The organism is Pseudomonas sp. R4-84 (assembly GCF_054130985.1).
On record NZ_CP096390.1, the window covers coordinates 3,959,055 to 3,985,764 of the forward strand.

The window sequence follows — 26,710 nt, forward strand, 5'->3', positions numbered from 1 at the left end:
TGCGTTACCGCGCCTGGCTCTTGCTCCAATCCGTCAGCAAGCTGTACGCCACCGCCAGCAGGGTCGGACCGATGAACAACCCGATGAAACCGAACGCGATCAAGCCACCGAACACCCCGAGCAACACGATCACCAACGGCAGGTTTCCACCACGACTGATCAGGTAGGGCTTGAGCACGTTGTCCACGCCACTGATGATGAACGTGCCCCAGATACCCAGGAACACCGCCATCCCATACTCGCCCTTCCACGCCAGCCAGGCCGTGGCGGGTATCCAGACCAGCGGCGGCCCCATGGGAATCAGGCTGAGCAGGAAGGTGACGATACCCAGTACCAGCGCACCCGGCACCCCGGCGATCAAAAAGCCGATCAGCGCCAGTACCGCCTGAGCCGCGGCGGTACCGATCACCCCGTTGACCACTCGCTGCACCGTGCCGGCCACCAATTCGACATAGTACCCGGCACGATCACCGATCAGCCGCTCCAGCAGCCCCTGGACAAACGCCGCCAATCGCGGGCCGTCCCGGTAGAAAAAGAACACGAACACGATGCTCAGGGTCAGCTCGAGGATTCCGCCGCCGATCTGCGCGCTACGGGCCAGCAACCAGTTGCCGACACGTCCCAGGTAGGGCTTGATGGACACCATCATCGCCGCGCCCTGCTGGTCGATGCTGTTCCAGAGCGTTACCAGGCGCCCGCCCACCAGCGGTACGCCGGCGAGCCAGTCGGGGGCTTCGGGCAGGCCATCGACCTGCACATCCCTGACAAAGGCCGTGGCATCGCGCACATGATCGGCGAGATTGAAGCCCAGCCACACCAGCGGCACCGCCACCAGCAACATCCAGCCGACCGTCAGCAAGGCCGCCGCCAAGGATTCGCGACCGTTGACCCAACGGGTCAGCAGGCGCATCAGTGGCCAACTGGCAAAAGCGAGCACAGCCCCCCAGAACAGCGCCGACCAGAACGGAGCCATCACCCAGAGGCTGGCCCCGAACAACACCAGGAGCAGTATTTGCACCAACAGCCGATCGTTATTGAGCATGTAAGGTCTCGAGAAATGAACAAGGCCGGGCTAGGACGACACGCGCGTTTGCCACGTCAGCTTATCGCAACAGCTCCAGGTGCAAGCCCGCCGTGTTACCGCCGGCCGCTTCCATTCTTGCCGCCCGGACGCCCTGCTCGACCAGCGCCTGGCGCCACGCCTCGGCGTGTGGGCCGGCGACGCTGACCCGAAGGCCGGTGTCCAGGTTCAAGGCCCGAGACAACAGGCGTAGCCAGGCTTCCTCCGGTTCGCCGGCAAGACGCGGCAAGTCCAGCACGCCGGTGTCCTTGAGCTGGCGCAACAACGTGGCAGAAGTCGGCAGCACATCCCCCAGGGGCGCGCTCGCTTCGAACTGCTCGACATGCAGGTAGGCCTTGCGGTTGCCACGGGTGATGGCATACAGCGCGATCAGCGTGTTGTCCGCCGGCGGCGCCAGGCGCAGCAACAGGTAGGCCTGGCCATTGTCGGCGCCATAGAGCTTGGCATTGCCGAACACTTCGTTGGCCCACAGGCTGCTTTCGCCACAATCGCGGGCCTGGCACCAGAACAGCAGCTCCGCGCCCTGTTTCTGCAAGGCTTCGCGGGCGGCGGTGAACGCTTGTGTGGCGGTATGTTCCGGCGGCAGTTCGTAGGTCACCGAGGTGGCGTTGCCACGGGCATCGACCTGCCCGTCGAAACGCAGTTGGCCGCTGATCTTGCGAATCGACCCCATGGGGTAGATACGCTCAAGGTCGCTGGTTTGCCGATAATCGACGATTTGCGCGTCGGGCATGCGCGGCACGCGTTCCAGATCCCGGCTGCCGGGTACATCGGCAGCCAGGGATAGCGGGCTGAAACCGGCCAGTGCCAGCAGGACGAATGAACGAATGGATAGTTTCATTGGATCGGCTTGGCCTGGGTCCGCGCGACGCAAAGGCGTTCATCAATGCACAACAAGGCAAGTGAATGGATATCTGTCATGGTTGGCTCCCTTTCAACCCGCCCAGCCTCGACACTTGCCCGGCGCAAGTCAAGAAACGCTGAAGAACCGATTGAAACAGTCTGCTACAAGAGCGGCACCGACCTCGTCGTTCAGGTGCAGATGATGGCCGCCAGGTAACTGTTCATGACTGAAGGGTAGACGCTCCAGCAATTCGGGGTGCTGGGCAAGCATGCCGTCGGCCGCGACTACCAAGTGCGCGGGGCAAGCGACCCGCGCGACGAAGGCCATGGCCTGTTCGTCGGTCAGGCGCAGCGGCGAGGGCAGGGTCAGGCGATTGTCGGTGCGCCAGGTGAACCCTCCCGGCACCGGCATCAAGCCGCGCTGGGCCAGTAGCTCGGCGGCTTCGCGACTGACTGCCACCAGTCCCTTCATACGCGCTTCGATGGCCCGGTCGAGGGTTTTGTAGACGGGTTTGCGTTTTTGCTGCAAATCCAGTTGCGCTTGCAGGGCCATGCCCATGCGCTCGGCCGCATTGTCGCCTTTCGCTGTAGGAGGAATCACCCCATCGATCAATGCCAAGTGACTGATCCGCTCCGGCAAGGCACCGGTCAGGACCAGCGAGACAATGGCCCCCATGGAATGCCCCAGCAGCCCGAATTGCTTCAAGCCCAGTTGCTCGGCTACTTGCAGCACATCGTGGGCATAATCCCACAGGGCATAGCCGGCGCCGGGCGGACGGTGCCCGGAATGTCCGTGACCGGCCATGTCCAAGGCAATCACCCGTACGCCCTGGAGCATAGGCGCCAGCCGGGCGAAGCTGTTGGCGTTGTCCAGCCAGCCATGCAGGGCAATCACCGGCCGGCCATCTTCCGGCCCGAACAAATGGGCCGCCAACTCGATGTGGGGCAGGCTCAGGCGAATTTCTTCGACGACGCTCATGGGCTACGACCCTGCCAGCGCTGCAGCAGGCCCTTGAGCAAGTTGGCCGTGTCCTGGGGATATTCGAGTGGAAACATGTGACCACCCGGCATGGTCAAGGATTCGCCCAAGGGCATGCGGCTCACGGATCGGGCGTGATGACGCATCACCACCCGACTCTGTCGGCCCCGCACTACCGCCAACGGGATGTCGAGCTTTCGAGCCCTCCCGGGGCTGGTGTGCGGCACGCCTCGGTAGATGCTGATTTCCGTGGCCGGGTCGAAGCGCAGCCGCAACCGATCACCAACCGGCTGCAAGCCATGTTGCAGGTACGCTTCGAAGCACTCCGGGTCGAAACCGCGAAACAACGTCTTGCCGGCAAAATATTCCCGCGCCGACGCCAGGTCGTTGAATTCTTCCCGCCGCCCCAGGGTTCGCCCGGCCGGCGTCAAGCGATCGATGAAGCCCAGGCGCTTGGCGGCAAGAATCAGCCAGCGGTCGGCGCGGGTCAGGACCGGGGAATCGAGCATGACCACACCACGATACAACTGCGGGCAGCGCAACGCCGCATGCAAATGCAGTACGCCGCCCAGAGAATGCCCGACGCCCCACACTGGCTGCGATTGCCGCTCAAGGTGGTGAATCAGTTCGTCCACCAGATTGTTCCAATTGTCGTCGACTGGGAATCGCGGGTCATGGCCGTGCAGTTCGAGGTGGGAAACCTCGTACTGCGGCGCCAGCGCGGCAAACAACTTACCGTAGGTGGCGGAGGGGAAACCATTGGCGTGGGCGAAAAACACCTGTTGCGACATATTGGCCGATCCATTGCGAGAACTGCGACCGATTTTGCGCAGAACCTGATGGTGCGGCAATGACCGGAACTGACAGGAATGATGACAGCAACATTGAGCCTCGAGCTGCAAGCTACAAGTAAAAGCGGGACTGCTTAGCTTGTAACATCTCTTAGCGCGCCGGCGGCTGCTCACCCAATGGAACCACCGCCATGGTCAGGCGCGATACGCAGTTGACCTTGCCGTCATCATTGACCAGGCGGATGTCCCAGACCTGGGTGGTGCGGCCCAGGTGAACCATCCGGGCCGTCGCGGTTACTCGCCCGCTGCGCACGCCACGCAAGTGGTTGGCGTTGATTTCCAGGCCGACGCAGTAGAACTTGCTCGTGTCGACGCACAGATAGGCCGCCATGGAGCCGACTGTCTCGGCCAGCACCACGGACGCGCCGCCGTGCAACAGGCCGAACGGTTGATGGGTACGATGATCGACCACCATGCTCGCGGTCAGGGATTCGTCGTCGAAAGATTCGAAACGGATATCCAGCACTTCGCTGATGGTGTTCTTACCGGCCGCGTTCAGTTGTTCAATATTGGGGGTGGTGCGCCACAGACTCATCGCTGCCCTTCCTTTGTGTTTTTGTTTTGTCTTGGGACGGTTGTTCTCAGGGGTGCCTGAGGCTCTTGAGTTTCATCGAACCGGCCAGCGGCAGGTCGCCCTCCAGCTCGGCCAGGCCTGCCGTCGATACTTGTTCCGGTTGCTGCAGATGACCGTGCTGCAAAAGCCCCAGCAAGCTGCCCACCAGTGGGTTATGGCTGACCAGCAGCACGTTGTCTTGATCATCCAGGTGTTTCAATACCTCGGCCGGACGGGTTTCCGGCGTGAGCCAATCAACCGTGACCAACTCCGGCTCGAACCCCAGCGCCTCGCGAACCAATTGCGCGGTCTGTTGGGCACGTACATAGGGGCTGGCAAAAATGGCCCGCAAGGGCTCGCCCATCAACCGACCGGCGCTGAGCAAGACTTCCTCGCGGCCATGGATGGTCAGCACCCGTTCAGGGTCGGGACGAACACCGTGGGGCTCGGCCTCGCCATGACGCAACACCCACAATTTCATAGCTTCGGCTCCTCGTCCCGGGCGGGATGCGGTGCCGGTGCAACGGTGTGGGGCGTTTCACCTTCCGGTGTGCGTGGGGTTGGCCAGTCGGCGAATGGCCAAGGCTTCTGGTCGCTATGGAAAGTGCCGAAGCGACCGATCTGCGCCAGGAACTGGCTCAGGCTGTCGCCAAAATTCATCAGGCTGGCACTCGGTGCGCCGTAGATCAGCCGGTAGATCAATTGCACCAGCACCACGGCGCCGAGGATCAATTGCGCCACCTGCCAGACCAGCAGGTAAATCACCATCCACAGCACTCGCAGCAGGATGGATTCGTATTGCGGCTGCCCTTTCGGATCGTTCATGGTTCGCTCCTGCTTGCGGTCAACGGAATCAGTTGAAACCGCTGGTGGAAATGAAATCGACGTCGGTCTTGGGTTCACCACGCATCAACAGTTCGATCACCTGCTCCAGCGTGCGCCCTTCGAACAGAATCGCATGCAGACCGGCGACCAGCGGCATGTACACGCCGGCTTCCTGGGACTTGGCCTTGAGCACCTTGAGGGTGTTGACCCCTTCGGCCACTTCGCCCAGGCGCGAGACGGCCTCGTCCAGGCTCAGGCCTTGGCCGAGTGCGAAACCGACCTGATAGTTGCGGCTCTTGGGCGAGGAACAGGTGACGATCAGATCGCCCACGCCGGCCAGGCCGAGGAAGGTCATCGGGTTGGCGCCCTGGCTCACGGCGAAACGGGTCATTTCCGCCAGGGCCCGAGTGATCAGCATGCTCTTGGTGTTCTCGCCCATGCCCAGGGCGACCGCCATGCCGGCGATGATCGCATAGACGTTCTTCAGCGCACCGCCCAGCTCCACGCCGAAACGATCCGCGCTGGCATAGACCCGGAAGGTGCGGCCATGCAGCGCGGCCTGGACCTGCTGGCACAGCTCTTCATCTTCGCTGGCGACGACGGTGGCGGTCAGGGCGTGTTCGGCAATCTCCCGCGCCAGGTTAGGCCCGGATATCACGCCGATTCGCGCCTTGGGGGCGATGTCCGCAAGAATCTCGCTCATCAGCTTGAACGTTTGCGCCTCGATGCCTTTGGTCAGGCTCACCAGCAATTTGCCGCTCAAGCGCTCGGCGTGCGGTGCCAGCACCGAACGCAGGGCGCTAGAGGGCAAGGCGACAAAAAACAGATCGCTATTTTGGAGCGTGGCCTGCAAATCGGTCACCGGCTCGACTTCGGGGCGGACCTTGATGCCTTTGAGATAACGCGGATTTTCCCGGTTGACCCGGATGGCCTCGGCCTGCTCCGGGTCACGCATCCACTGGCGCACCGCGTGGCCATTCTCCGCCAGCAGGTTAGCCACGGCGGTGCCGAAACTCCCGCCTCCCAGGACCGCAATCGGGCGCTGTTCAGTCATATGCAATCCGCTCTTCCATACCAAGTGGCAATGCCGGGCATTATACGGAGCAGCCAGAGCGCGACCAGCCCCGTCCGCAATTACCCATCGCTGTAGGAAGCTGACCACCAATTCCTAGGAAAATGCTGTCAACGTGAATGGAAAAGTCGTTCGGCTCGGTTAACATGCCCGCCATCCTTCTTCTATCCAAAGGCTGTGCCGTGTTCGTTGGCCCCACCCGTCCAGGCTCATCACTGCTATTGGCGCTGATCATCAGCCCGCCAGCGGTGGCCGACGACTTGTTCGTGGACAACCAGCCCCTCCCCCAGGTATTGACCGCCACGCGCCTGAAGCAGTCGCCGGCGGCGGTACCGGGCAGCATGACCGTGCTGGACCGTGAATTGATCAAGGCCAGCGGCGCTCGGGACATCAGCGAATTGTTGCGCCTGGTGCCAGGCATGATGGTCGGCAACATCAGCGGCAACCAGCCCACCGCCAACTACCACGGCACCAGTGCCAGTGAAGCGCGGCGCATGCAAGTGCTGATCGATGGTCGCTCGGTGTACCGGGCCGGCCTTGCGACGGTGGACTGGAGCGATATACCGGTCGCCATGGAAGACATCGAGCGGATCGAAGTCTTTCGCGGCCCCAACACCGTCAGCTATGGCGCCAATGCACTGATGGCGGTCGTCAACATCATCACCCGCGCCCCGGCCGACAGCCACGGCACCCGTTTCAAGGTTACCCGAGGCCAGAACGGCATCAGCGATTGGTACGCCAGCCAGGGCACAGGTTGGGAAGACGGTGACATGCGATTGTCGCTGTCCGGCCAGCAAGACGACGGTTTTGACAGCAACCGCAACGGGGCCGACTACCGCGACAGCCGTCGCCTGAACCGCTTCAACCTGTCCGTCAGCCAAACCCTGGATGAATACCAGAGCATTGACTGGCAGTTGAATGCCAAGGAAGGGACCAACCAGCGGCCCTACACCTACCGTCCGGTGTTCGCCGGGATTACCGAAGCTGGGGATAACTCCGACGTCAGCGCCAAGGATTACGCCGCTTCGCTGCGCTGGAACCTGGACCTGAATCCTAACCACAGCCTTTATATCCAGGGTTCGATGCAGCATTGGGATCGCCAGCAGACTTGGCGCGCCTGCGATGCCGAGGTGTCGTTCAGCCCGCAATTGACCGATCTGTGGCAGCTCAACCCCAACTATGCCGAGAAGCTGGCGCGCAATATTCCCAGTTTCCTGAATACCGGGGTCCCCGCCGGCACGGCCCAGGAACAGGCACTGGCCAATCAAGTGCTCGATCAATGGCGAAACGGTGCTTCCCGGACACTGTGTGGCGATATCGACCAGAGCGCCCGGGAGTCGCGCTACGACCTTGAGGTTCAGGACACCCTCAGTCTTTCCGACAGCCTGCGGCTGGTCACCGGCGTGAATTATCGTTACGACCGGGCCGATTCGCAGACGTACTTCAACGGCACCCTGGACGACACCACCTACCGTTTGTTCGGCCAGCTCGAATGGCGGGCCAGCGAACACTGGTTGTTGCAGGGCGGCGCGATGTTCGAGGACGCACGCTTGACGGGCAGCTCGCTGACCCCTCGGATGGCAATCAACTACCTGATCACCCCGCGACACGGCCTCCGGGCGGTCTATTCCGAGGCGGTGCGCTCGCCGGACATGTTCGAGAACAACGTCAACTGGAGTTATCAAGTCACCAATCTACGGCCGGCCGCCTTTGGTCAGGACAGCGCCCGTTATTTCGTTCGAACGCGCGGCCCTGGCAACTTGGATCAGGAGCACATGCGCTCGCGTGAGCTTGGCTACAACGGTTATTTCATGGATTTGGGCCTGGCGGTGGACGTGAAGCTGTTCCACGACCAAATCACCGGAATGATCAGCGAACCATTGCGCAACAACCAGTACATTGCCAGCAACAGCAACGAATCGCAGTTCACCGGCGCCGAAACCCAATTCAATTGGCGGATGACAGCGGCCGACCGGCTGCGCCTGACCTACGCCTATGTCGATGCGCTGGCCAGCAACCCCCTCGACGAACAGCTGACCGCCCGCAACAGCGGTTCGGCCGGCTGGCTGCGCGATTGGGGCCGGGGCTGGAACAGCGCGGTTTTCTATTACGCCGCCGACGCCCTCAACGGTTACCGCTACGAACGGATCGACACCCGCCTCGCCCGGCGCATTCCCCTGGGCAAAGCCAGCCTGGAAGTCTCGGGGACCCTGCAGCAACGCCTCGATGACCAGCCGACCACGTTCGTCGACAACCGCTACGATTCCCGCCATGTGGTGTATTTCAGCGCGGAGTTGTCCTTCTAGATGTCCCGGTGCCAACCCTGCACGACGCCCTTTCGTGGCCGCCTGTGGTGGTTACTGTGCCTGGCATTTGCCGGCCTGCTGGTCACGCTCGAGGCTCGGGCCGCCGAGGTCCTGTTGACAGGCGTCCAGGACAGCCCCGGCGTGCAGTCATTCACCCAGGCCTTGCAGGCCCGGCGTCCCCAGGACCGCGTGCGATTCACCCCATTGGCCAACCTGCCGGCGCCGGATCGGTTGCCGGATGACGTGCGCCTGATCCTGCTCGACCCGCCGAGCCTCGACTGGCGCCTGCAAACGCCTCGCGGGCCGGCCACTCTGGTGCTGCGGATCAGCCGTCAGCAAGCCCGGGAACGCCTGGGTGACGGGACGCCCGGACACCTGAGCCTGCTCTGGAGCGATCCACCGATGGGCCGGCAGTTGCGCCTGATTCGTCAGGTCCTGCCACAAGTACGGCGGGTCGGCGTCCTGTACGACAGGCACAGCGAGTTCCTGCTCAAGGACCTTCAGCAGGCAGCGTTGCCGCTGGGCCTGCAAATCGTCAGCGAACGCTGGGACGACATCAACGACAGCCGCCCTTTGCAAAACCTGCTGGGCCAAAGCGATGTCTTGCTGGGCCTCGACGACCCCGACCTTTATAACCCCAAGACCGTGAAGAACCTGTTGCTGAGCAGTTACGCCCGGCAACGCGCGCTGATCGGGCCAAGCGCCGCCTTCGTCAAGGCCGGCAGCCTGGCCAGCACCTACAGCGACCAGGAAGACTGGCTGGCGATTCTCGACGAATTGCTGGACCGCCCCGCCGCCACGTGGCCGCGCAGCCTGTATCCGCCCCGCTTCAAAGTCTTGAGCAATCAACAGGTCGCTCGCTCGTTGGGGATCGAACCGATTGACGTCGAATCCGTCGCTACGCAGCTGGCAGAAGGAGAACACCGTCCATGACCTTGCGTCGCCGCTGGGATATCAATACCCGTACCCAGCTCATCGCCCTGGGGCCGGCACTGCTGCTGACGGTGCTGTTGATCAGCTTCTTCACCTTCGTGCGAATCCAGGACCTGCGCCAGGAACTCAACCACACCGGGCAGCTGATCGCCAACCAACTCGCTCCAGCCGCGGAGTATGGCGTCATATCCGGTAACAATGACGTGCTGGAAAGCCTGCTGACGGCCACGCTCGCCACGCCTCATGTGCGCTTTTTGGAAGTCCAGGACCGCACCGAGCGGGTTCTCGTGTACGTGGAACAACCGTCGCAAACCCGCAACCATTCCCAGCAGGTCGAAGTATTCCAGGCCCCCGTTCGCCTGCAGCGCATTGCCCTCAACAATGATTTCCTGCAAGGCAACAGTCCGCCCATCGAGGCGGCCGGCGAGGATTACCTGGGCCGCGTCATTGTCGGCATGTCCAGCGACGCCTTCAGCCAGCGGCAACAGGAGATCCTGCTCAAGGCAGCGGTCCTGGCCCTGTTTGCGCTGCTGTTCACGTTTCTGGTGGCGCGCCGCCTGGCAGCGAGCCTGTCGCAGCCGATTCGCGACATCGGCCATGCGGTCAAGGCCATCCAGCAGGGTGATTACAGCAGGCCCTTGCCTATTGTCGACGACGGGGAATTGGGCGCCCTGTCGCGGCACATCAACAACCTGGCCGCGGGCCTCGAACAAGCAAGCCGCGAACAGCACCAGGCCATGGCTCAATTGATCAAGACCCGGGAGGAAGCAGAAAAGGCCAACAGCGCCAAGTCGGAATTCCTGGCGATGATGAGCCACGAACTGCGCACGCCCATGAATGGCGTATTGGGCATGCTGCAATTGCTGGAAACCACCCATATGACCGATGAGCAGCATGAATACACCGCGCTGGCATCGGAATCCACCGAGCACCTGTTGAAGGTCATCAACGACATTCTCGACTTCTCGCGCATCGAGCGTTCGGCGCTGGAGCTGGAGCACATCCCGTTCAACCTGGCCGAGCTGGTGGGCAGTTGCGCGCAGTCGTTCCAGCACAGCGCCGCGCAGCGCAAGCTGGGCCTGGACCTGCTGGTCCCCGATGACATGAAGCCGCTGCAGGTACAAGGCGACCCGACGCGGATCCGGCAAATCCTGGTGAACCTGATCGGCAACGCGTTGAAATTCACCGACCAGGGCCGCGTTACGGTGCAGTGTCAGTGGCAGGCCCTTGATCACGAATTGCTGTGGTTCACCTGCACCGTGCGCGACAGCGGCATTGGCATCCCGGCCGAAAGCCTGGAGCGCATGTTCGACGCCTTCCAGCAGGCCGACAGTTCCATTTCAAGACGCTACGGCGGCACGGGCCTCGGCCTGCCGATCGCCCGCACCCTGGCCGAACGCATGGGCGGCACGCTGCGGGCCCAGAGCCAGGAAGGCCAGGGCTCGGTGTTTACCCTGGAAATCCCGCTGGCCCTGTCGCGCCTGGCGCCACCGACCCTGCCCCCACGCCTGCCCGGCGGCGGTAGCAACGGAGAAGGCCGCAATGTCTTGTTGGTGGAAGACAATCCGGTTAACCAGACGGTGATCGAAGCGATGCTGCGCAGCCTCGGCTTCAAGGTCAGCGTCGCCACCGATGGCGCCCAGGCCGTACGTAGCGCCGAGAGCCTGATTTTCGAAGCGATCCTGATGGACTGCCGGTTGCCGGTCATCGACGGTTACGAAGCCACGCGGCAGATCCGCCAGTTGCCCGGCTGCACCGACGTGCCCATCATCGCCCTGACCGCCAATGCACTGCAGGGTGATCGCGAAGCGTGCCTGGCAGCGGGCATGAACGATTACCTGGCCAAACCCTTCAAACGAATCGACTTGCAGCAGATTCTGCAACGCTGGGTCGGGTAAATGCAGGGCTTAGGACTATCTGCGACTGGCGTGAAAGGCGAAAGTGCGGCAGTCTTAAGCACCCGGCCACGCCTCGATCGGGGAAGGAATAACTATTTCAGTGCACAGGTGTACATTGATTTTCCCGTGTGCTGTGACTTTCACTACAACGCAATAGTCTATGAGTAGGCTGCCGACTCGAGGCATGAACGCTTCGATCGGTCGGGAAGATTTGCCCCACCCTGCCGCATGGGACTATTGAGGAGCTCGCATGACCAAACAAAACGCCTTTACTCGGGAAGATCTGCTGCGCTGCAGTCGCGGTGAGCTGTTCGGCCCAGGTAACGCGCAACTGCCCGCCCCGAACATGCTGATGGTGGATCGCATCACCCATATCAGCGATGAGGGTGGCAAGTACGGCAAAGGTGAATTGGTCGCCGAGCTGGATATCACTCCGGACCTGTGGTTCTTCGCCTGCCATTTCGAAGGCGATCCGGTGATGCCCGGCTGCCTGGGCCTGGATGCCATGTGGCAACTGGTCGGCTTCTTCCTCGGCTGGCAAGGCCTGCCGGGTCGCGGCCGCGCCCTGGGTTCGGGCGAAGTGAAGTTCTTCGGTCAGGTACTGCCGACTGCGAAGAAGATCACCTATAACATCCATATCAAACGCGTCCTCAAGGGCAAGCTGAACATGGCCATCGCCGATGGTTCGGTGGCTGTCGACGGTCGCGAGATCTACACCGCCGAAGGCCTCCGGGTTGGCGTTTTCACTTCCACTGACAACTTCTAAGGGTTATCCGCATGCGCCGCGTCGTTATCACTGGTCTGGGCATCGTTTCGTGCCTGGGCAATGACAAAGAGACCGTCTCCGCTAACCTGCGTGCAAGTCGCCCTGGCATCCGGTTCAATCCGGAATATGCCGAAATGGGTCTGCGTAGCCAGGTTTCCGGCTCCATTGACCTGAACCTCGAAGAGCTGATCGATCGCAAGATCTACCGTTTCGTCGGCCACGCAGCGGCTTATGCCTACCTGGCCATGAAAGACGCCATCGCTGACTCCGGCCTGACCGAAGAACAGGTCTCCAACGTACGGACCGGCCTCGTAGCAGGTTCCGGCGGCGCCTCCACCTTGAACCAGATGGAAGCGCTGGACATCCTGCGCGAAAAAGGCGTCAAGCGTGTCGGCCCGTACCGCGTCACGCGGACCATGAGCAGCACCGTTTCGGCCTGCCTGGCCACGCCGTTCAAGATCAAGGGCCTGAACTACTCCATCGCTTCCGCCTGCGCCACCAGTGCCCATTGCATCGGTACCGCCATGGAACAGATCCAGATGGGCAAGCAGGACATCGTGTTCGCCGGTGGCGGTGAAGAAGAACATTGGAGCCAGTCGTTCCTGTTCGACGCCATGGGCGCCCTGTCCAGCAAGCGCAACGACGCGCCGGAAAAAGCCTCCCGTGCCTACGACGCCGACCGTGACGGTTTCGTCATCGCCGGCGGTGGTGGCATGGTCGTGGTCGAGGAGCTGGAACACGCCCTTGCCCGTGGCGCGAAGATCTACGCGGAAATCGTCGGCTACGGCGCCACCTCCGACGGCTATGACATGGTCGCACCGAGCGGTGAAGGTGCCGTGCGCTGCATGCAGATGGCCATGTCCACCGTCGATGCACCGATCGACTACCTGAACACCCACGGCACCTCGACCCCGGTCGGCGACGTCGCGGAAATGAAGGGTGTGCGCGAAGTGTTCGGCGACAAGGCCCCGGCCATCAGCTCCACCAAGAGCCTGTCGGGTCACTCCCTGGGCGCCGCCGGCGTTCACGAAGCGATCTACTGCATGCTGATGATGGAAGGCAACTTCATGGCCGGTTCCGCCAACATCGACGAACTGGATCCGGAAGTGGCCGACCTGCCTATCCTGACCCAGACTCGCGAGAACGCCACCATCAACACCGTGATGAGCAACAGCTTCGGCTTCGGTGGCACCAACGCTACCCTGGTGATGAAGCGCTGGCAGGGCAAGTAAGCCCCGCTACTACGCCACACAAAAAAACGCCCCGACTGGTTCGGGGCGTTTTTTTGTCCGGCGGATTGCCTAAATTCCTTGTGGGAGCGAGCCTGCTCGCGAAAGCGGAGTATCAAGCAACAACGCTCTGACTGTCATACCGCCTTCGCGAGCAGGCTCGCTCCCACACTTTGATCTGTGCAAATGAAGTTTCAGCGCACGACAAACCGTTGCTGCGTCAACAGCCGATCCCCCTGGAACACCATGAACCGCCACTCCCCCGGCACCACTTCGTGGCTTTCGGTAAATTCATAGGCCATGACGTCCTGAGGCGCGCCGGGCACCAGTTTCTGGATGACTTCGAATTTGTCGTGGCGTACGCCATCGGGTGTGCGGATACCGGGGGTGAAGTACAACAGGGTCAACGGCTGGTCGTCAGCGACCTTGCCCGCCAATTGATAGCGCATGCCGAACTTGGTGCCCAGCTTGGCCGGAACACTTTCGGTCTGGCGGATCTGCTCATTGCTGCGACGCAAGACCCGCTCGCCCGATTGCAACTCGGCCTTCGGCCCTTCGAATACCCCATATTCCACCGGGCCTTCGACACGAACTTCCGCCTGGGCCAGGCCGCAGGTCAACAACAGCGCGAGCAGTGCGCTTGAACGGGTGAGGTGCATGGTGCGCTCCTTGATTGAGATGAGCGCGAGGGTATGACGCGGGGGTGACAGGCTGATGACAAAGCGGTGTTCACCAGGCCAGCTAAAGCCCGCATACAGGGTTGACCTGTGGCGAGGGAGCCTGCTCCCTCGCGACAAGAGCGAGCTCAGCGGGTGACTGAGCGCGGCAACACGGCCAGAAAGTTGTCTCGCGCCACCTTCCGCGCCACATCCTCAGGCAAGGCATCCAGGAACGGATCGAAGCTGTGCAACTCCTTACCCAATTTGTTGAATCGTCCTACCACGTCCGATCCCACCATGAACCGCTCCGGGAAGCGCTCCACCAGTTTCAACCATTCATCCCGGGGCTTGCCCGCCTCATCCAGTAGATACGGCGTGAGCATGCTCCAGGACAGGTCGATGAAAAGATTGGGATAAGACTCCAGCATCCGCGTCAAGGTCGGCAGCAGAAAATCCAGCCGGGTCTGGTGCCGGTGAATCTCCATGCTCGTGCCGGCATGGGCCCAGATGAACCGTGTGTGTGGATGGTTGCGCAGCGGTTCTTCGATTTCTGCCAGGTACAGCGGATTTCTCTCACGCTTGGACGTGATGTTGGAATGCAGCATCACGGGCAGATCATTCTCCGCCGCCAGGTGATAGATGCGCGTCATGGCTTCGTTGTTGGCGCGCGGCGTGTCGCCGGAGGTCAGCGCCGTCAGGTCGTCATGACGGGTGAACACTTCGCCGATGCCTTGCCACAGCCCCGGATAGAGATCGAGCATGCGTTGGATATGCGCATCGGAGTTCTTGTCATTGGGGTTGAAGCCCGACAGGAATGGATGGAAATGCTGGCGTTGCTCAGCGGGGAGCTTGGACACCGCGGCAGCGACAATCACATCGGTGGCGCTGTACCAATAGGCGTCCGCATCGTCACCGGCGTAGTAACGCGGTCGCTTGGGTTCGTCTTCGTGCCATTTCTTCGCCACGGGCACGCCGGAAATCATCACATGCTCGATGCGATTGTCCGCCATGGCCTTGAGGAGCTTGGCCATGCCGGCGGTTTCCTGGAAGAAATCGACGTAATGCAGGTGCGCATCACTGTAGGCATATTCGCGAGCCGAGGCGGTGCTGCACGTAACGGCCAGCAGGCAGGCGAACATCAAACGGATCGAGGGCACGGGCATTCTCCATAGGCCATGAGCAGCATAGACCCCAGCCGTCCCGCCTGGGTTCAAGCCGGCGCTGCCGTCCGTTGCAACCTCGGGTTATGCTCTGCCCATCCGTCGTTCAACCTGGAAGACACCATGACCGCTCCCCTCATCGTTCGTCCCCGCGCAGAAGACGTGGAAGGCCAGCCGATTCTTCGGCCCTTGCCGTCCGCTAAATGCCGCAGCGTCGGACCTTTCGTGTTTTTCGACCATATGCTGCAAACGTCCTACCCGGCCGGTCGAGGCATGAACATTCGCCAACATCCACACATCGGTCTGTCCACCCTCACCTACTTGTTCGAGGGCCAGATCCAGCATAAGGACAGCCTGGGTTCCGATCAGGTGGTAAACGCCGGGGATGTCAGTTGGATGACCGCCGGCAGCGCCATTGCCCATGTCGAGAGGACACCAAAAGCGTTGTTGGAGAGCGGCTTCGTGCTGCATGGGCTGCAAATCTGGCTGGCCTCGCCCAAGTCTCACGAGGAAGGTCCGGGGCACTACAGCCATCATCCGGCACAGAGCCTGCCGGTCAGTGAGAACCTGGGGGTGAGCATCCGCATGATCGCCGGGTCAGGCTTTTGCCTGGAATCGCCGGTGCCGGTGCTGTCTCCTACGCTTTATGCCGAACTGAACCTGCAGACCGCAACGACGCTGCTGATTCCCACGGAACATGAAGAACGCGCACTGTACATCCTGGACGGCGAGGCGCAGTTGGACGGTGAGCCGCTTGAGCCCCATTCGCTGGCGATATTGCCTGCCGGGGAAGAAATGACGCTGTCTGCCGACACCGAGTGCCATGCCGTGCTGTTCGGCGGTGCGCCCTTGGATGGGCCACGGCGGATGAATTGGAATTTCGTCTCCAGCGACCCGGCCCGCATAGACGAAGCCCGCCGACGCTGGGCGGCCGGGGACTGGCCAACCGTACCAGGGGAAAGCGAGCGGATCGAGTTGCCCTGATTCAAGGGTTGCCTGTCAGGCAGACATCGCGAGCAAGCTCGCGCCCTCACTGAATCGGTGCGGTTCACAAATGCCGAGAACAACTTGATCCAATGTGGAAGCGAGCTTGCTCGCGATGGCTTTGTACCAGACAAAAGAGATCCGGGCCCGACGTCAGCCCTTGAACACTTCATCCAGCAGGTTATGCATCGAGCGGAACGCCCGTCCGGCGACCTTGGCGTCGTATATCATCTTGCCAGGCACATTGGCCTGCGGGTCGGTGAACGAGTGCACCGCACCGCCGTAGCTCAGCAATTGCCAATCCACCCCAGCCGCGTTCATTTCATCTTCGAAGGCCGGCAGCTGTTCCTTTGGCACCAGCGGGTCGGAGGCGCCGTGCAGGACCAATACCGCCCCCTCGATGTTCTGCGCATCAACCGGGTTCGGCGTATCCAGGGTGCCGTGGAATGAGATCGTCGCTTTCAGGGGTGCGCCAGTGCGAGCCAACTCCAAGGCGCAGCATCCCCCAAAGCAAAAACCAAAAGCGGCCAGCTTCGCCGTGTCGACCTTCGCTTGGTCCTGGCTCTGCAGTTGCTCGAACGCTGCCTGCATGCGCTTGCGCAACAACGCCCGGTCGTTCTTGAGCGGCATCATCGCCGCTCCCGCCTCATCGGCATTGCTCGGGCGCACTGTTTGCCCGTAAAGGTCGGCAATCAGCACCACATATCCGTTTGCCGCCACAGACCTGGCGATCTCCTCGGCCCCCGCCCCAACACCCATCCAGTTCGGCGCCATCAGCAAACCCGGACGTGGGCCCTGTTGATTGACGTCGAAGGCCAGGCGCCCCTCATAACTTTGACCATCGACCTGATAGACCAGCGAACGAACCGTAACCTGACTCATGACGGACTCCTCTTTGACTGAACACCAGAAATGACAAAACCCGCCGAAGCGGGTTTTGTCTCACTTGATCAAGCTGACAGTTCAACCAACAGCTTGTTCAGGCGACGTACATACGCAGCCGGGTCTTTCAAGCTGTCGCCAGCCGCCAGGGCCGCCTGGTCGAAGAGAATGTGCGACAGGTCGCCGAAACGCTCTTCGTTCTGCTCGTTGTCGAGCTTCTCCACCAGCGGGTGGGCCGGGTTGAATTCAAAGATCGGCTTGGAGTCCGGGACTTTCTGTCCGCTGGCTTCGAGGATCTGGCGCATCTGCAAACCGAGGTCTTGCTCACCGATGGCCAGGATCGCCGGAGAATCGGTCAAGCGGTGGGAAACCCGCACTTCGCTGACGGCTTCGCCCAAGGCAGTCTTGATCCGCTCGACCAGGCCTTCTTTGCTCTTGGCGACTTCTTCGGCAGCTTTCTTGTCTTCTTCCGAATCCAGGTTGCCAAGGTCGAGATCGCCACGGGCCACGTCGACGAAGCTCTTGCCGTCGAACTCGTTGAGGTAGCTCATCAGCCACTCGTCGATGCGATCGGTCAGCAGCAGCACTTCGATGCCTTTCTTGCGGAAGACTTCCAGGTGCGGGCTGTTCTTGACCTGTGCATAAGTCTCGCCGGTCAGGTAGTAGATCTTGTCCTGTCCTTCCTTGGCGCGAGCCAGGTAGTCGGCTAGGCCAACGATCTGTTCACCATCCTCACCCTGGGTCGAGGCAAAGCGCAGCAGGCCAGCGATCTTCTCTTTGTTGGCGAAGTCTTCGGCCGGACCTTCTTTCATGACCTGGCCGAAGTTTTTCCAGAAGCTCTTGTACTGCTCGGGCTCGTTCTTCGCCAGTTTCTCCAGCATGTCCAGCACGCGCTTGGTCAGCGCCGACTTCATGGAGTCGATGATCGGATCTTTCTGCAGGATTTCCCGCGAAACGTTCAGCGACAGGTCATTGGAATCCACCACACCCTTGATGAAGCGCAGGTAAAGCGGCAGGAACGATTCGGCCTGGTCCATTACGAACACGCGCTGCACGTAAAGCTTCAGGCCACGTGGCGCTTCGCGCTGGTACAGGTCGAACGGCGCGCGGGCCGGCACGTACAGCAGCGAGTTGTATTCCAGCTTGCCTTCGACCTTGTTATGGCTCCAGCTCAGCGGATTTTCGTAATCGTGGGCGATGTGCTTGTAGAACTCCTGGTATTCCTCGTCCTTTACCTCGGTGCGCGGACGGGTCCACAAGGCACTGGCGCGGTTGACGGTTTCCCATTCCACTTCGGGCTTTTCTTCGCCTTCGGCAGCGGTGGCTTCCTTCGGCAGCTCGATCGGCAGCGCGATGTGGTCGGAGTACTTCTTGATGATGTTGCGCAGGCGCCAGCCATCGGCGAACTCGTCTTCGCCAGACTTGAGGTGCAGGACGATGCGGGTGCCGCGATCGGCCTTGTCGATGGTCGCGACCTCAAACTCGCCCTCGCCCTTGGAGGACCAGTGCACGCCTTCGCTCGGGGCGAGGCCGGCACGGCGGCTGAACACTTCAACGTGATCGGCAACGATGAACGCGGAATAGAATCCGACGCCGAACTGACCGATCAGGTGGGAATCCTTCTTCTGGTCGCCAGACAGGTTTTTCATGAAATCGGCGGTGCCGGACTTGGCGATGGTGCCCAAGTGCGTGATCACCTCGTCGCGGCTCATGCCGATACCGTTGTCTTCGAGGGTGACGGTCTTGGCGTCCTTGTCGAAGCTCACACGGATTTTCAGCTCGGCGCCGCCCTCCAGCAGTTCTGGCTTGGACAGCGCTTCGAAACGTAATTTGTCGACAGCGTCGGAGGCGTTCGAAATCAGCTCGCGGAGGAAAATTTCCTTATTCGAATACAGCGAGTGAATCATCAGGTGCAGCAGTTGCTTCACCTCGGTCTGGAAGCCCAGGGTTTCCTTTTGAGTTTCCACGCTCATGGTCATCAAACTCCAAGTGGATGGTGGTGTCCGCCTCGCAGAGAATGGCGGCGGGATGTCCACAAGGTGGGGGCAACGTTGATGATTTCAAGGGCCGCTCGGCCTGGAGGGCGCCGGGATCTTGAAATGGGCACGGGCGGTGGCAATGGGTTCGGCTTCGGACTCTTGCCAGGCCGTGACCGCCACGTTGGCCACGCGCCGCCCTTGGCGCCAGACCTGGCACCGGGCAAAGGTGTCGCGGAACTGCCCGGCACGCAGGTAATCCAGGGAAAAATCGATGATCTTCGGCACACCGGTCGCACGGGTGGCAATCAGCAGATGAACGGCGGCCGACAGCTCCATGAATCCGGCGATGACCCCGCCGTGGATAGCGGGCAGTAAAGGGTTACCGATGTTGTCTTTATTGGCCGGCAGGCGAAACAGCAGATCATCACCCTGGCGGGTGCATTCGACGCCGATGAGCCGCGCATAGGGAATCGAAGCCAGCAGCATCGCGACGTCACCCTGCTCGCAAGCCTGGCGCAGTTGCACCTCGGTAAGATCGGTCATGGTGTCAGCGCGGCAGCCGTGGGGCCGCCTCCCTTGAGTCCTCGGGCGTTGTCGCCCAGGCGCATGAAAGTACCCACAACGTGGGCAATGGGCTGCTCGGGATCATCCTGATAGGCAAATCCCCGGCTGAAAATCACATCCGGCGTCACCCGATAGCATTGGGCGAAACCATAGATGGCCTTGTTGGGCCTGGCAGCGTGCATGTAGTCGATGCGCAGGTCCAATGTCGGGCAGACTTCGAATTGCGGCAGTACACATAAGGTCGACATGCCGCAGGCGGTGTCCATCAATGAAGTCAGCGCTCCGCCATGGACAATGCCCGTCAGGGGATTGCCGACAAGATGCGCGCTGTAGGGCAACTCCAGCGTCAACCCATCGCGACTGGCGCTGTGCAGTTTGATGCCCAGCACGTGGCAATGCCTGAGCGCCGATAAAAAGCGGGTCGCGCGCTCAAAAACGGGATCTTCAGCCATTGACCGATAACTCCTTCAGGGACTTTCAGGTGCACCCGGCAAAGTTCCATCGGTGTGCAAAGTTATATATCTAACGAGCGAGAGGAACTTAACCCTGAGGGCACGGTTCAAAAGGCCAGTAGTTATATCCATAAGGAGAAACACCCCATGCGTAAGACTTTAGCTATTGCCTTGATGTTGGCCGCCTCTCTCGGTCTCGCTGCCTGCGATAAAAAATCCGAGGACAAGGCTCAAGATGCCCAACAACACGCTGAACAAGCTCAGCAAGACATGAACAAAGCACAGGATAAAGTGAACGACGCGGCGAAAGAAAACGCCGAAGCCGCCAAAGATCAGGCTGAATCGAACAATGCCGCGCAACAGGAACAAACCCCTGCCGACGCGCCTAAAACCAACTGATACGGTTTTAGCAGTAAAAGAAAACCCGCCTGGTGCGGGTTTTCTTTTGCCTGCGATTCAACCAGTCACGCCGTCAGGCGGTTTCCTTGCCGGTTTCGGGCGCTGGTGCCTCGGTAGGCGTATAGACCATGACGTCCAGCACGTCCGAATGGAACTCGCGCTGATACAACACAAAGACCACGCCGGCGCTCATCAACATGAACAACCACGGGCTGACGAACCAGGCCAACATGGTCATGCCGAAATAATAGGAACGCAAACCGAAGTTGAACTGGTTGGCCGCCATGGAAATAACCCGCGCCGCCCTCGAAGCAAAGGCCTTGCGCTCAAGCTCGGACACGTGCCGCTCACCGATCATCGGCGCCGACCCCACCAGGACGGCGGCGAAATTGTATTGGCGCATGCACCAGCTGAACGTGAAGAACGCATAGACGAACACCAACGCCAGACACAGCAGCTTCACTTCCGCCATGCCTTGGGAGGCCTGCTGCACCAGCGGCAGGTCAGCCAGCAACGAAACCGCTCGATCAGACGCTCCGAGCACCGTCAGGATACCCGCCAGGATAATCAACGTACTGGAGGCAAAAAACGACGCGTTGCGCTCCAGGTTGCCGATCACGCTGGCGTCGGCGATGCGGTTGTCGCGCAGCAACATGCGTCGCATCCAGTCTTCACGGTACAAATGCATAACGCTGGCCAGGCATGCCGTGTCGCGAGCCTTCCAAGAGGCATACCGGGTATAACCGGCCCAGCAGATGACGAACCATACCGCGGCCAGAAGATGGATCAGGTTGGCTTGGATGAATGACATGCAATTCCCTGTGGCAGAAACAAAATCGGTGGCAATAGTATCAGCGAACCCTGTGGGAGACACCGCGGGCAAAAAAATGCCCCGTATCGACTGATACGGGGCATTTCGGTCTTATCGGTGAGCTGCAGCGAGACGCTTAAGCCAAGGCTTCGCTGCGCTTGCCCAGCAACCGATCGCACACCACAGCGACCGCCAGGGTCATGACCGAAGGCACCAGCCACGCCAGGCCTTGCTCGCTCAACGGCAGATGGGCCAGTTGCGCCGGCATCCAATCCGCCAGCCCTGCCCCCTTGAGCGCATCGATCAAGCCGAACAGGAACGACACCAGCATGACCGGGCCGACAATCCGACCTTGCTCGTGCCAGAAATCCTTGCAGAAGCTCAGGGCCACCAGCGCGATACAAGGTGGATAGATCGCAGTCAGGACCGGGATCGAGAAGGCAATCAGCTTGGTCAGGCCCAGGTTGGACACCAGCAGCGAAAATGCCGCGAGGATGATCACCAAGGTCTTGTAGGACAGCGGCAGTACACGGCTGAAGTACTCGGCGCAGGCGCAGGTCAGGCCGACGGCGGTCACCAGGCATGCCAGGGAAATCAACACCGCAAGGAAGCCGCTGCCCAGGCTGCCGAAGGTGTGCTGTACGTAGGCGTGCAACACAGCGGCGCCGTTGGTCGCGCCCACCGCCACTTCGTGGCTACCGGAGCCCAGGCGGAACAGGCTGACATAAACCAGCGCCAGCCCCACACCGGCAATCAGCCCGGCGATGATGGCGTAACGGGTGATCAAGGCCGGCGACTCGACGCCCCGAGAACGGATGGCGTTGACGATAACAATGCCGAACACCAGAGCGCCAAGGGTATCCATGGTCAGGTAACCATTGATGAAGCCTTGGGAAAACGGAGCCGCCACGTACTCGGGTGTCGCCACGCCGATATCGCCTGCGGGCAGGGCAAACGCAGCGATGCCGAGCACGGCCAGGGCGATGATTTTCAGCGGGGCGAGAAAGCGCCCGACGGTATCGAGCAGGCGTCCTGGATAGAGCGAAATGAAGAACACCAGCAGGAAGTACACCGCGCTATAGAGAAACAGCGCCAACGGACTTTCGCCGGTCAGCGGCGCCAGGCCTACTTCAAACGATACGGTGGCGGTTCGGGGCGTGGCGAACAGCGGGCCGACCGCCAGGTAGCAAACTGCCGCCAGCAAGCCACCGGCAATCTTGCCGATTGGGCTGCTCAACGCGTCCATCGCGCCACCGACTTTCGCCAGCGCAACGACGGTGATCACCGGCAACCCAACCGCAGTGATCAGGAAGCCCAACGCCGCCATCCAGACATGAGGCCCGGACTGCAAACCAACGATAGGCGGGAAGATGATATTGCCGGCCCCGACGAACAGGGCAAATGTCATGAAACCAAGCGCCAGGATGTCCTGACCTTTCAACACTTTCATTAAGGAAACCACACTACTGAATCGGAATTTAGAGAGGGATTTCCCTGAAGGGTGAGGGAAATGCTGCCGACCCGTATGGGATCGACCCGTTGAGCGCATCGCCGCCTTGTGGGCCGCGGTCGCAAAATTGGCCGCCAGACTAACGAATTTGGCGGAAAAACGCACTGTTACAGGGCGAACTATCCGATACACGACGTTTCTGTGTCGCGTTTACGTATCTATTTTTCCAGCTAACCGGGTTCGCACAAGGGCAAACGCGACCCAATGCCAGAAACGACAAAGGCCACCCGAAGGTGGCCTTTGTTGCTGAAACAAAAAAGTCAGCCGAAGCTTACTTCTTCATTTCCCAGCCAGTCAGCTCGGCCAAGGCCTTGCCGATGTCTGCCAGCGAACGCACGGTTTTCACGCCTGCGTCTTGCAGCGCAGCGAACTTCTCGTCTGCAGTGCCTTTGCCGCCAGAGATGATTGCGCCAGCATGGCCCATGCGCTTGCCCGGAGGAGCAGTCACACCCGCGATGTAGGAAACAACCGGCTTGGTCACGTTGGCCTTGATGTAGGCAGCGGCTTCTTCTTCAGCGGAACCGCCGATCTCACCGATCATGACGATCGCTTCGGTCTTCGGGTCTTCCTGGAACAGCTTCAGGATGTCGATGAAGTTGGAGCCTGGGATCGGGTCACCGCCGATGCCGACGCAAGTCGACTGACCGAAACCGGCGTCAGTGGTCTGCTTCACGGCTTCGTAAGTCAGGGTACCGGAACGGGAAACGATACCGACCTTGCCTGGCAAGTGAATGTGACCTGGCATGATGCCGATCTTGCATTCGCCTGGAGTGATCACGCCTGGGCAGTTAGGGCCGATCAGGGTGATACCCAGTTCGTCGCACTTGACCTTGGCTTCCAGCATGTCGATGGTCGGGATGCCTTCGGTGATGCAAACGATCAGCTTGATGCCGCCGAACGCTGCTTCAAGGATGGAGTCCTTGCAGAAAGGAGCTGGAACGTAGATCACGCTGGCGGTGGCGCCAGTGGCCGCTACGGCGTCTTTCACGGTGTTGAAGACAGGCAGGCCCAGGTGTTCGGTGCCGCCCTTGCCCGGAGTTACGCCGCCAACCATCTGGGTGCCGTACTCGATGGCTTGCTGGGTGTGGAAACTACCTTGCGAACCGGTAATGCCCTGGCAGATAACCTTGGTGTCTTTGTTGATCAGGACGCTCATTATTTGCCCTCCGCAGCTTTAACGACTTGTTGAGCAGCGTCGGTCAGGCTGGTAGCAGCGATGATGTTCAAACCGCTTTCTGCCAGTACTTTAGCGCCCAGCTCAGCGTTGTTGCCTTCGAGGCGAACAACAACCGGGATTTTCACGCCGACTTCTTTCACGGCGCCGATGATGCCTTCGGCAATCATGTCGCAACGAACGATGCCGCCGAAGATGTTGACCAGTACTGCAGCGACGTTGGTGTCGGACAGGATGATCTTGAACGCTTCGGTAACGCGTTCCTTGGTAGCACCGCCGCCCACGTCGAGGAAGTTGGCTGGCTTGCCGCCGTGCAGGTTGACGATGTCCATGGTACCCATGGCCAGGCCGGCACCGTTGACCATGCAGCCGATGTTGCCTTCCAGGGCTACGTAGTTCAGTTCGAACTTGGCAGCGTGCGCTTCGCGCGGATCGTCTTGCGACGGATCGTGGAAAGTCTTCAGCTTAGGCTGACGGTACATGGCGTTGGCGTCGATGTTGATCTTGGCATCGAGGCAGTGCAGATCGCCGTCGGCCTTGATCACCAGCGGGTTCACTTCCAGCAGTGCCAGGTCGTGGTCCTGGAACAGCTTGGCCAGGCCTACGAAGATCTTGGCGAACTGAGTGACCTGCTTACCTTCCAGGCCCAGCTGGAATGCCAGCTCGCGACCCTGGAACGGCTGTGCGCCAACCAGTGGATCGATGGTGGCCTTGAGGATTTTCTCAGGGGTGTCGTGAGCGATTTTCTCGATGTCCACGCCACCTTCGGTGGAAGCCATGAACACGATGCGGCGGCTCGAACGGTCAACGACAGCGCCCAGGTACAGCTCTTTAGCGATATCAGTGCACGATTCAACCAGGATCTTGGTGACTGGCTGACCGTTGGCGTCGGTCTGGTAGGTCACCAGACGCTTGCCCAGCCACTGCTGTGCGAAGGCTTTGGCGTCTTCTTTGCTGCGAACCAGCTTGACGCCGCCCGCTTTACCGCGACCACCGGCGTGAACCTGGGCTTTGACGACCCATTCGCTGCCGCCGATTTTGTCGCAAGCTTCTGCTGCCGCTTCCGGGGTGTCTACAGCGTAGCCGGTGGATACTGGCAGGCCGTACTCAGCGAACAGCTGCTTACCCTGATACTCGTGAAGATTCATGCTTATTACCGTCTTCGTTAGGTACTGCGCATTCGGTGCTGCACCGTTGTGGTGCCGCACCACCTGTGACTGCTGCTTGCGTAGCGTTCCGGTCAACCGGTGCTGCTACGCAAGACTGCGTCCAGCGGACATTCCGCGGTGAGTCTTGCGCGCAAGGCTCACGACGGGCCGATACCGCCGTGGTTTCTTATTATCTATTAACGCTTCTTGCGGTTGGCCACGTGGATGGCGCCGCCATTCACAGCCAGGGCCGCTTCGTGCAAGGCTTCGGACAGGGTCGGATGGGAGAAGACCATCATGCCCAGGTCCTCGGCGCTGGTGCCGAATTCCATACCGATCGCGCCTTGCTGGACCAGCTCGGCAGCGCTTGGGCCGATGACGTGAACGCCCAATACGCGATCCGTCTTGGCATCGGCGATGACTTTCACGAAACCACCGGTATCGTTGGCTGCCATGGCACGGCCACTGGCGGCGAACGGGAAGGTGCCGACGTTAACTTCAACGCCTTCGGCTTTCAAGGCCTGCTCGGTTTTACCAACCCATGCGATTTCCGGGTGGGTGTAGATAACCGATGGGATCAGGTCGTAGTTCATCTGGGCCTTGTGGCCCTTGATGCGCTCGACGACCATGATGCCTTCTTCGGAAGCCTTGTGGGCCAGCATCATGCCGCGAACCACGTCGCCGATGGCGAAGACGCCCGGTACGGCGGTTGCGCAATGGTCATCGACCGCGATGAAACCACGCTCGTCGATTTCCACGCCGCAATCGGCGGACAGCAGGTCGGTGGTCACTGGACGACGGCCGACGGCCACGATCAGCTTGTCAAAGGTGATGGTCTGTTCGCCGTTGGCGTCGGTGTAGTTCACCACGACTTCGTCGCCGTTGACCTTGGAGCCGGTCACGCGGGCGCCCAGTTTGATGTCCAGGCCTTGCTTGGTCAGGGTCTTCAGCGCTTCCTTGGAAACCGCGGCGTCAGCGGCCATCAGGAAGGTGTCGAGGGCTTCGAGCACGGTCACTTCAGCGCCCAGGCGCGACCATACCGAACCCAGCTCGAGGCCGATCACGCCAGCGCCGATCACGCCCAGGCGTTTTGGCACGGTCTGGAATTCCAGGGCGCCGGTGGAATCGACAATCACATTCTGGTCGACTGGAGCAGGCGGGATATCGATCGGACGCGAGCCTGGCGCCAGGATGACGTTTTCGGCTTCGATCACTTCAACCGAGCCGTCCGGCTTGGTCACTTCGACTTTCTTGCCCAGCAGCAGTTTGCCGTGGCCTTCGATGGAGGTCACGCCGTTGGCCTTGAACAGGGTGGCGACACCGCTGGTCAGGTTCTTGACGATGCCAGCCTTGCGGCCAACCATCGCGGCGACGTCCATTTTCACTTCACCGGTAGAGATACCGTGAACGTTGAAGCTTTCTTTCGCTTCCTTGTATTTCCAGGAGCTGTCCAGCAGCGCCTTGGAAGGAATGCAACCGACGTTCAGGCAAGTACCGCCCAAGGCCTGTTTGCCTTCCTTGTCGGTGTATTTCTCGATGCAGGCAGTGGTAAGGCCCAGTTGCGCAGCCTTGATGGCCGCTACGTAGCCACCAGGGCCCGCACCAATCACTACCACGTCGAATTTCTGAGTCATGAGTCATTCCTTTTCGAA

Annotated in this window: 26 protein-coding genes; 7 read left to right on the top strand and 19 right to left on the bottom strand. The window is 60.8% G+C overall.

Annotation, left to right across the window (positions count from 1 at the left end; all coding sequences use genetic code 11):
* Window positions 1-4: 4 nt before the first annotated feature.
* From M1D68_RS18025 to M1D68_RS18060, 8 genes are all read right to left on the bottom strand, one after another.
* On the bottom strand, window positions 5-1,042 hold the full coding sequence (locus M1D68_RS18025) for an AI-2E family transporter (protein WP_420766910.1): 1,038 nt from the start codon (window positions 1,040-1,042) through the stop codon (window positions 5-7).
* Between the two features lie 61 nt (window positions 1,043-1,103).
* A complete protein-coding gene (locus M1D68_RS18030; protein ID WP_457967987.1) occupies window positions 1,104-1,922 on the bottom strand; it encodes a DUF4892 domain-containing protein in 819 nt (272 codons plus the stop codon).
* Window positions 1,923-2,051: 129 nt separating this feature from the next.
* Window positions 2,052-2,903, bottom strand: coding sequence for an alpha/beta hydrolase (locus tag M1D68_RS18035; RefSeq protein WP_420766912.1), 852 nt, complete (start codon window positions 2,901-2,903; stop codon window positions 2,052-2,054).
* Complete coding sequence (locus M1D68_RS18040) at window positions 2,900-3,694, bottom strand: alpha/beta fold hydrolase (protein WP_434560052.1); 795 nt, start codon at window positions 3,692-3,694, stop codon at window positions 2,900-2,902. The genes M1D68_RS18035 and M1D68_RS18040 overlap by 4 nt, the downstream gene beginning before the upstream one ends.
* 151 nt (window positions 3,695-3,845) lie before the next feature.
* Window positions 3,846-4,289 carry a hotdog fold thioesterase gene (locus M1D68_RS18045; protein WP_420766914.1) on the bottom strand — a complete coding sequence of 148 codons (444 nt, stop codon included), beginning with the start codon at window positions 4,287-4,289 and terminating at the stop codon, window positions 3,846-3,848.
* 46 nt (window positions 4,290-4,335) lie between these two features.
* Complete coding sequence (gene sixA, locus M1D68_RS18050; RefSeq protein WP_420766915.1) at window positions 4,336-4,788, bottom strand: phosphohistidine phosphatase SixA; 453 nt, start codon at window positions 4,786-4,788, stop codon at window positions 4,336-4,338.
* Complete coding sequence (locus M1D68_RS18055) at window positions 4,785-5,132, bottom strand: DUF4389 domain-containing protein (RefSeq protein WP_420766916.1); 348 nt, start codon at window positions 5,130-5,132, stop codon at window positions 4,785-4,787. Before M1D68_RS18055 ends, sixA begins: the two co-directional genes overlap by 4 nt.
* 28 nt (window positions 5,133-5,160) lie before the next feature.
* Window positions 5,161-6,186 carry an NAD(P)H-dependent glycerol-3-phosphate dehydrogenase gene (locus tag M1D68_RS18060; protein ID WP_434648579.1) on the bottom strand — a complete coding sequence of 342 codons (1,026 nt, stop codon included), beginning with the start codon at window positions 6,184-6,186 and terminating at the stop codon, window positions 5,161-5,163.
* Between the two features lie 164 nt (window positions 6,187-6,350).
* On the opposite strand from M1D68_RS18060, the gene M1D68_RS18065 reads away from it, so the two are divergent.
* The 5 genes from M1D68_RS18065 (at window position 6,351) to fabB (ending at window position 13,339) form a co-directional block, all read left to right on the top strand.
* On the top strand, window positions 6,351-8,510 hold the full coding sequence (locus M1D68_RS18065; protein ID WP_457967988.1) for a TonB-dependent receptor plug domain-containing protein: 2,160 nt from the start codon (window positions 6,351-6,353) through the stop codon (window positions 8,508-8,510).
* A complete protein-coding gene (locus tag M1D68_RS18070) occupies window positions 8,511-9,443 on the top strand; it encodes an ABC transporter substrate-binding protein (protein ID WP_457967989.1) in 933 nt (310 codons plus the stop codon).
* A complete protein-coding gene (locus M1D68_RS18075) occupies window positions 9,440-11,341 on the top strand; it encodes an ATP-binding protein (RefSeq protein ID WP_434607156.1) in 1,902 nt (633 codons plus the stop codon). The genes M1D68_RS18070 and M1D68_RS18075 overlap by 4 nt, the downstream gene beginning before the upstream one ends.
* 250 nt (window positions 11,342-11,591) lie before the next feature.
* Complete coding sequence (gene fabA, locus M1D68_RS18080; protein ID WP_030138344.1) at window positions 11,592-12,107, top strand: 3-hydroxyacyl-[acyl-carrier-protein] dehydratase FabA; 516 nt, start codon at window positions 11,592-11,594, stop codon at window positions 12,105-12,107.
* Window positions 12,108-12,118: 11 nt separating this feature from the next.
* Window positions 12,119-13,339 carry a beta-ketoacyl-ACP synthase I gene (fabB, locus tag M1D68_RS18085; protein WP_420766921.1) on the top strand — a complete coding sequence of 407 codons (1,221 nt, stop codon included), beginning with the start codon at window positions 12,119-12,121 and terminating at the stop codon, window positions 13,337-13,339.
* Window positions 13,340-13,530: 191 nt separating this feature from the next.
* Here fabB and M1D68_RS18090 read toward each other — a convergent pair whose 3' ends face one another.
* Together M1D68_RS18090 and M1D68_RS18095 are read right to left on the bottom strand one after the other, a co-directional pair.
* Complete coding sequence (locus M1D68_RS18090) at window positions 13,531-13,995, bottom strand: DUF3859 domain-containing protein (protein WP_420766922.1); 465 nt, start codon at window positions 13,993-13,995, stop codon at window positions 13,531-13,533.
* Between the two features lie 146 nt (window positions 13,996-14,141).
* The gene (locus M1D68_RS18095; protein ID WP_434648583.1) at window positions 14,142-15,158 is read right to left on the bottom strand and encodes an amidohydrolase family protein; all 1,017 of its coding nucleotides are present in this window, start codon (window positions 15,156-15,158) and stop codon (window positions 14,142-14,144) included.
* A gap of 120 nt (window positions 15,159-15,278) precedes the next feature.
* Here M1D68_RS18095 and M1D68_RS18100 point away from each other — a divergent pair, with 120 nt between their 5' ends.
* On the top strand, window positions 15,279-16,139 hold the full coding sequence (locus M1D68_RS18100) for a pirin family protein (protein ID WP_434560064.1): 861 nt from the start codon (window positions 15,279-15,281) through the stop codon (window positions 16,137-16,139).
* Between the two features lie 153 nt (window positions 16,140-16,292).
* Here M1D68_RS18100 and M1D68_RS18105 read toward each other — a convergent pair whose 3' ends face one another.
* The 4 genes from M1D68_RS18105 to M1D68_RS18120 all read right to left on the bottom strand — a co-directional run bounded on the left by M1D68_RS18105 (window position 16,293) and on the right by M1D68_RS18120 (window position 20,016).
* Window positions 16,293-17,021, bottom strand: a complete 729-nt coding sequence (locus tag M1D68_RS18105) for a dienelactone hydrolase family protein (RefSeq protein ID WP_457967990.1) — start codon at window positions 17,019-17,021, stop codon at window positions 16,293-16,295.
* Window positions 17,022-17,089: 68 nt separating this feature from the next.
* Window positions 17,090-18,994 (bottom strand): molecular chaperone HtpG, encoded by a 1,905-nt coding sequence (htpG, locus tag M1D68_RS18110; RefSeq protein WP_420766926.1) that lies wholly within the window; start codon window positions 18,992-18,994, stop codon window positions 17,090-17,092.
* An 87-nt stretch (window positions 18,995-19,081) separates the two neighbouring features.
* Window positions 19,082-19,543 carry a PaaI family thioesterase gene (locus tag M1D68_RS18115; RefSeq protein WP_434648589.1) on the bottom strand — a complete coding sequence of 154 codons (462 nt, stop codon included), beginning with the start codon at window positions 19,541-19,543 and terminating at the stop codon, window positions 19,082-19,084.
* Window positions 19,540-20,016: a PaaI family thioesterase gene (locus M1D68_RS18120; protein WP_434560070.1), complete on the bottom strand. Its 477-nt coding sequence runs from the start codon at window positions 20,014-20,016 to the stop codon at window positions 19,540-19,542. The genes M1D68_RS18115 and M1D68_RS18120 overlap by 4 nt, the downstream gene beginning before the upstream one ends.
* A gap of 147 nt (window positions 20,017-20,163) precedes the next feature.
* Between M1D68_RS18120 and M1D68_RS18125 the strand changes: the two genes are divergently transcribed.
* Window positions 20,164-20,415 carry a hypothetical protein gene (locus tag M1D68_RS18125; RefSeq protein WP_457967991.1) on the top strand — a complete coding sequence of 84 codons (252 nt, stop codon included), beginning with the start codon at window positions 20,164-20,166 and terminating at the stop codon, window positions 20,413-20,415.
* A gap of 73 nt (window positions 20,416-20,488) precedes the next feature.
* Here M1D68_RS18125 and M1D68_RS18130 read toward each other — a convergent pair whose 3' ends face one another.
* The 5 genes from M1D68_RS18130 to lpdA all read right to left on the bottom strand — a co-directional run bounded on the left by M1D68_RS18130 (window position 20,489) and on the right by lpdA (window position 26,692).
* A complete protein-coding gene (locus tag M1D68_RS18130; RefSeq protein ID WP_420766930.1) occupies window positions 20,489-21,226 on the bottom strand; it encodes a DUF599 domain-containing protein in 738 nt (245 codons plus the stop codon).
* A gap of 136 nt (window positions 21,227-21,362) precedes the next feature.
* Entirely contained in the window at window positions 21,363-22,676 is a 1,314-nt protein-coding gene (brnQ, locus tag M1D68_RS18135) for a branched-chain amino acid transport system II carrier protein (protein WP_434560073.1), read from the bottom strand.
* A 331-nt stretch (window positions 22,677-23,007) separates the two neighbouring features.
* Complete coding sequence (gene sucD, locus M1D68_RS18140; RefSeq protein WP_039594137.1) at window positions 23,008-23,892, bottom strand: succinate--CoA ligase subunit alpha; 885 nt, start codon at window positions 23,890-23,892, stop codon at window positions 23,008-23,010.
* The gene (sucC, locus tag M1D68_RS18145; RefSeq protein ID WP_003179235.1) at window positions 23,892-25,058 is read right to left on the bottom strand and encodes an ADP-forming succinate--CoA ligase subunit beta; all 1,167 of its coding nucleotides are present in this window, start codon (window positions 25,056-25,058) and stop codon (window positions 23,892-23,894) included. Before sucC ends, sucD begins: the two co-directional genes overlap by 1 nt.
* A gap of 197 nt (window positions 25,059-25,255) precedes the next feature.
* Window positions 25,256-26,692 carry a dihydrolipoyl dehydrogenase gene (lpdA, locus tag M1D68_RS18150; protein WP_434560075.1) on the bottom strand — a complete coding sequence of 479 codons (1,437 nt, stop codon included), beginning with the start codon at window positions 26,690-26,692 and terminating at the stop codon, window positions 25,256-25,258.
* Window positions 26,693-26,710 lie beyond the last annotated feature (18 nt).

Excerpts from the sequence above, each read along its gene's own strand:
- M1D68_RS18040 (WP_434560052.1), bottom strand. The coding sequence starts at position 3,694 with ATGTCGCAACAGGTGTTTTTCGCCCACGCCAATGGTTTCCCCTCCGCC.
- M1D68_RS18100 (WP_434560064.1), top strand. The coding sequence starts at position 15,279 with ATGACCGCTCCCCTCATCGTTCGTCCCCGCGCAGAAGACGTGGAAGGC.
- M1D68_RS18070 (WP_457967989.1), top strand. The coding sequence starts at position 8,511 with ATGTCCCGGTGCCAACCCTGCACGACGCCCTTTCGTGGCCGCCTGTGG.
- M1D68_RS18030 (WP_457967987.1), bottom strand. The coding sequence starts at position 1,922 with ATGAAACTATCCATTCGTTCATTCGTCCTGCTGGCACTGGCCGGTTTC.
- M1D68_RS18120 (WP_434560070.1), bottom strand. The coding sequence starts at position 20,016 with ATGGCTGAAGATCCCGTTTTTGAGCGCGCGACCCGCTTTTTATCGGCG.
- M1D68_RS18045 (WP_420766914.1), bottom strand. The coding sequence starts at position 4,289 with ATGAGTCTGTGGCGCACCACCCCCAATATTGAACAACTGAACGCGGCC.
- lpdA (WP_434560075.1), bottom strand. The coding sequence starts at position 26,692 with ATGACTCAGAAATTCGACGTGGTAGTGATTGGTGCGGGCCCTGGTGGC.
- brnQ (WP_434560073.1), bottom strand. The coding sequence starts at position 22,676 with ATGAAAGTGTTGAAAGGTCAGGACATCCTGGCGCTTGGTTTCATGACA.
- M1D68_RS18090 (WP_420766922.1), bottom strand. The coding sequence starts at position 13,995 with ATGCACCTCACCCGTTCAAGCGCACTGCTCGCGCTGTTGTTGACCTGC.
- M1D68_RS18130 (WP_420766930.1), bottom strand. The coding sequence starts at position 21,226 with ATGTCATTCATCCAAGCCAACCTGATCCATCTTCTGGCCGCGGTATGG.
- M1D68_RS18115 (WP_434648589.1), bottom strand. The coding sequence starts at position 19,543 with ATGACCGATCTTACCGAGGTGCAACTGCGCCAGGCTTGCGAGCAGGGT.
- fabA (WP_030138344.1), top strand. The coding sequence starts at position 11,592 with ATGACCAAACAAAACGCCTTTACTCGGGAAGATCTGCTGCGCTGCAGT.
- htpG (WP_420766926.1), bottom strand. The coding sequence starts at position 18,994 with ATGAGCGTGGAAACTCAAAAGGAAACCCTGGGCTTCCAGACCGAGGTG.
- sucD (WP_039594137.1), bottom strand. The coding sequence starts at position 23,892 with ATGAGCGTCCTGATCAACAAAGACACCAAGGTTATCTGCCAGGGCATT.
- M1D68_RS18075 (WP_434607156.1), top strand. The coding sequence starts at position 9,440 with ATGACCTTGCGTCGCCGCTGGGATATCAATACCCGTACCCAGCTCATC.
- M1D68_RS18125 (WP_457967991.1), top strand. The coding sequence starts at position 20,164 with ATGCGTAAGACTTTAGCTATTGCCTTGATGTTGGCCGCCTCTCTCGGT.
- M1D68_RS18025 (WP_420766910.1), bottom strand. The coding sequence starts at position 1,042 with ATGCTCAATAACGATCGGCTGTTGGTGCAAATACTGCTCCTGGTGTTG.
- sucC (WP_003179235.1), bottom strand. The coding sequence starts at position 25,058 with ATGAATCTTCACGAGTATCAGGGTAAGCAGCTGTTCGCTGAGTACGGC.
- M1D68_RS18060 (WP_434648579.1), bottom strand. The coding sequence starts at position 6,186 with ATGACTGAACAGCGCCCGATTGCGGTCCTGGGAGGCGGGAGTTTCGGC.
- M1D68_RS18105 (WP_457967990.1), bottom strand. The coding sequence starts at position 17,021 with ATGAGTCAGGTTACGGTTCGTTCGCTGGTCTATCAGGTCGATGGTCAA.
- M1D68_RS18095 (WP_434648583.1), bottom strand. The coding sequence starts at position 15,158 with ATGCCCGTGCCCTCGATCCGTTTGATGTTCGCCTGCCTGCTGGCCGTT.
- fabB (WP_420766921.1), top strand. The coding sequence starts at position 12,119 with ATGCGCCGCGTCGTTATCACTGGTCTGGGCATCGTTTCGTGCCTGGGC.
- sixA (WP_420766915.1), bottom strand. The coding sequence starts at position 4,788 with ATGAAATTGTGGGTGTTGCGTCATGGCGAGGCCGAGCCCCACGGTGTT.
- M1D68_RS18035 (WP_420766912.1), bottom strand. The coding sequence starts at position 2,903 with ATGAGCGTCGTCGAAGAAATTCGCCTGAGCCTGCCCCACATCGAGTTG.
- M1D68_RS18055 (WP_420766916.1), bottom strand. The coding sequence starts at position 5,132 with ATGAACGATCCGAAAGGGCAGCCGCAATACGAATCCATCCTGCTGCGA.
- M1D68_RS18065 (WP_457967988.1), top strand. The coding sequence starts at position 6,351 with ATGCCCGCCATCCTTCTTCTATCCAAAGGCTGTGCCGTGTTCGTTGGC.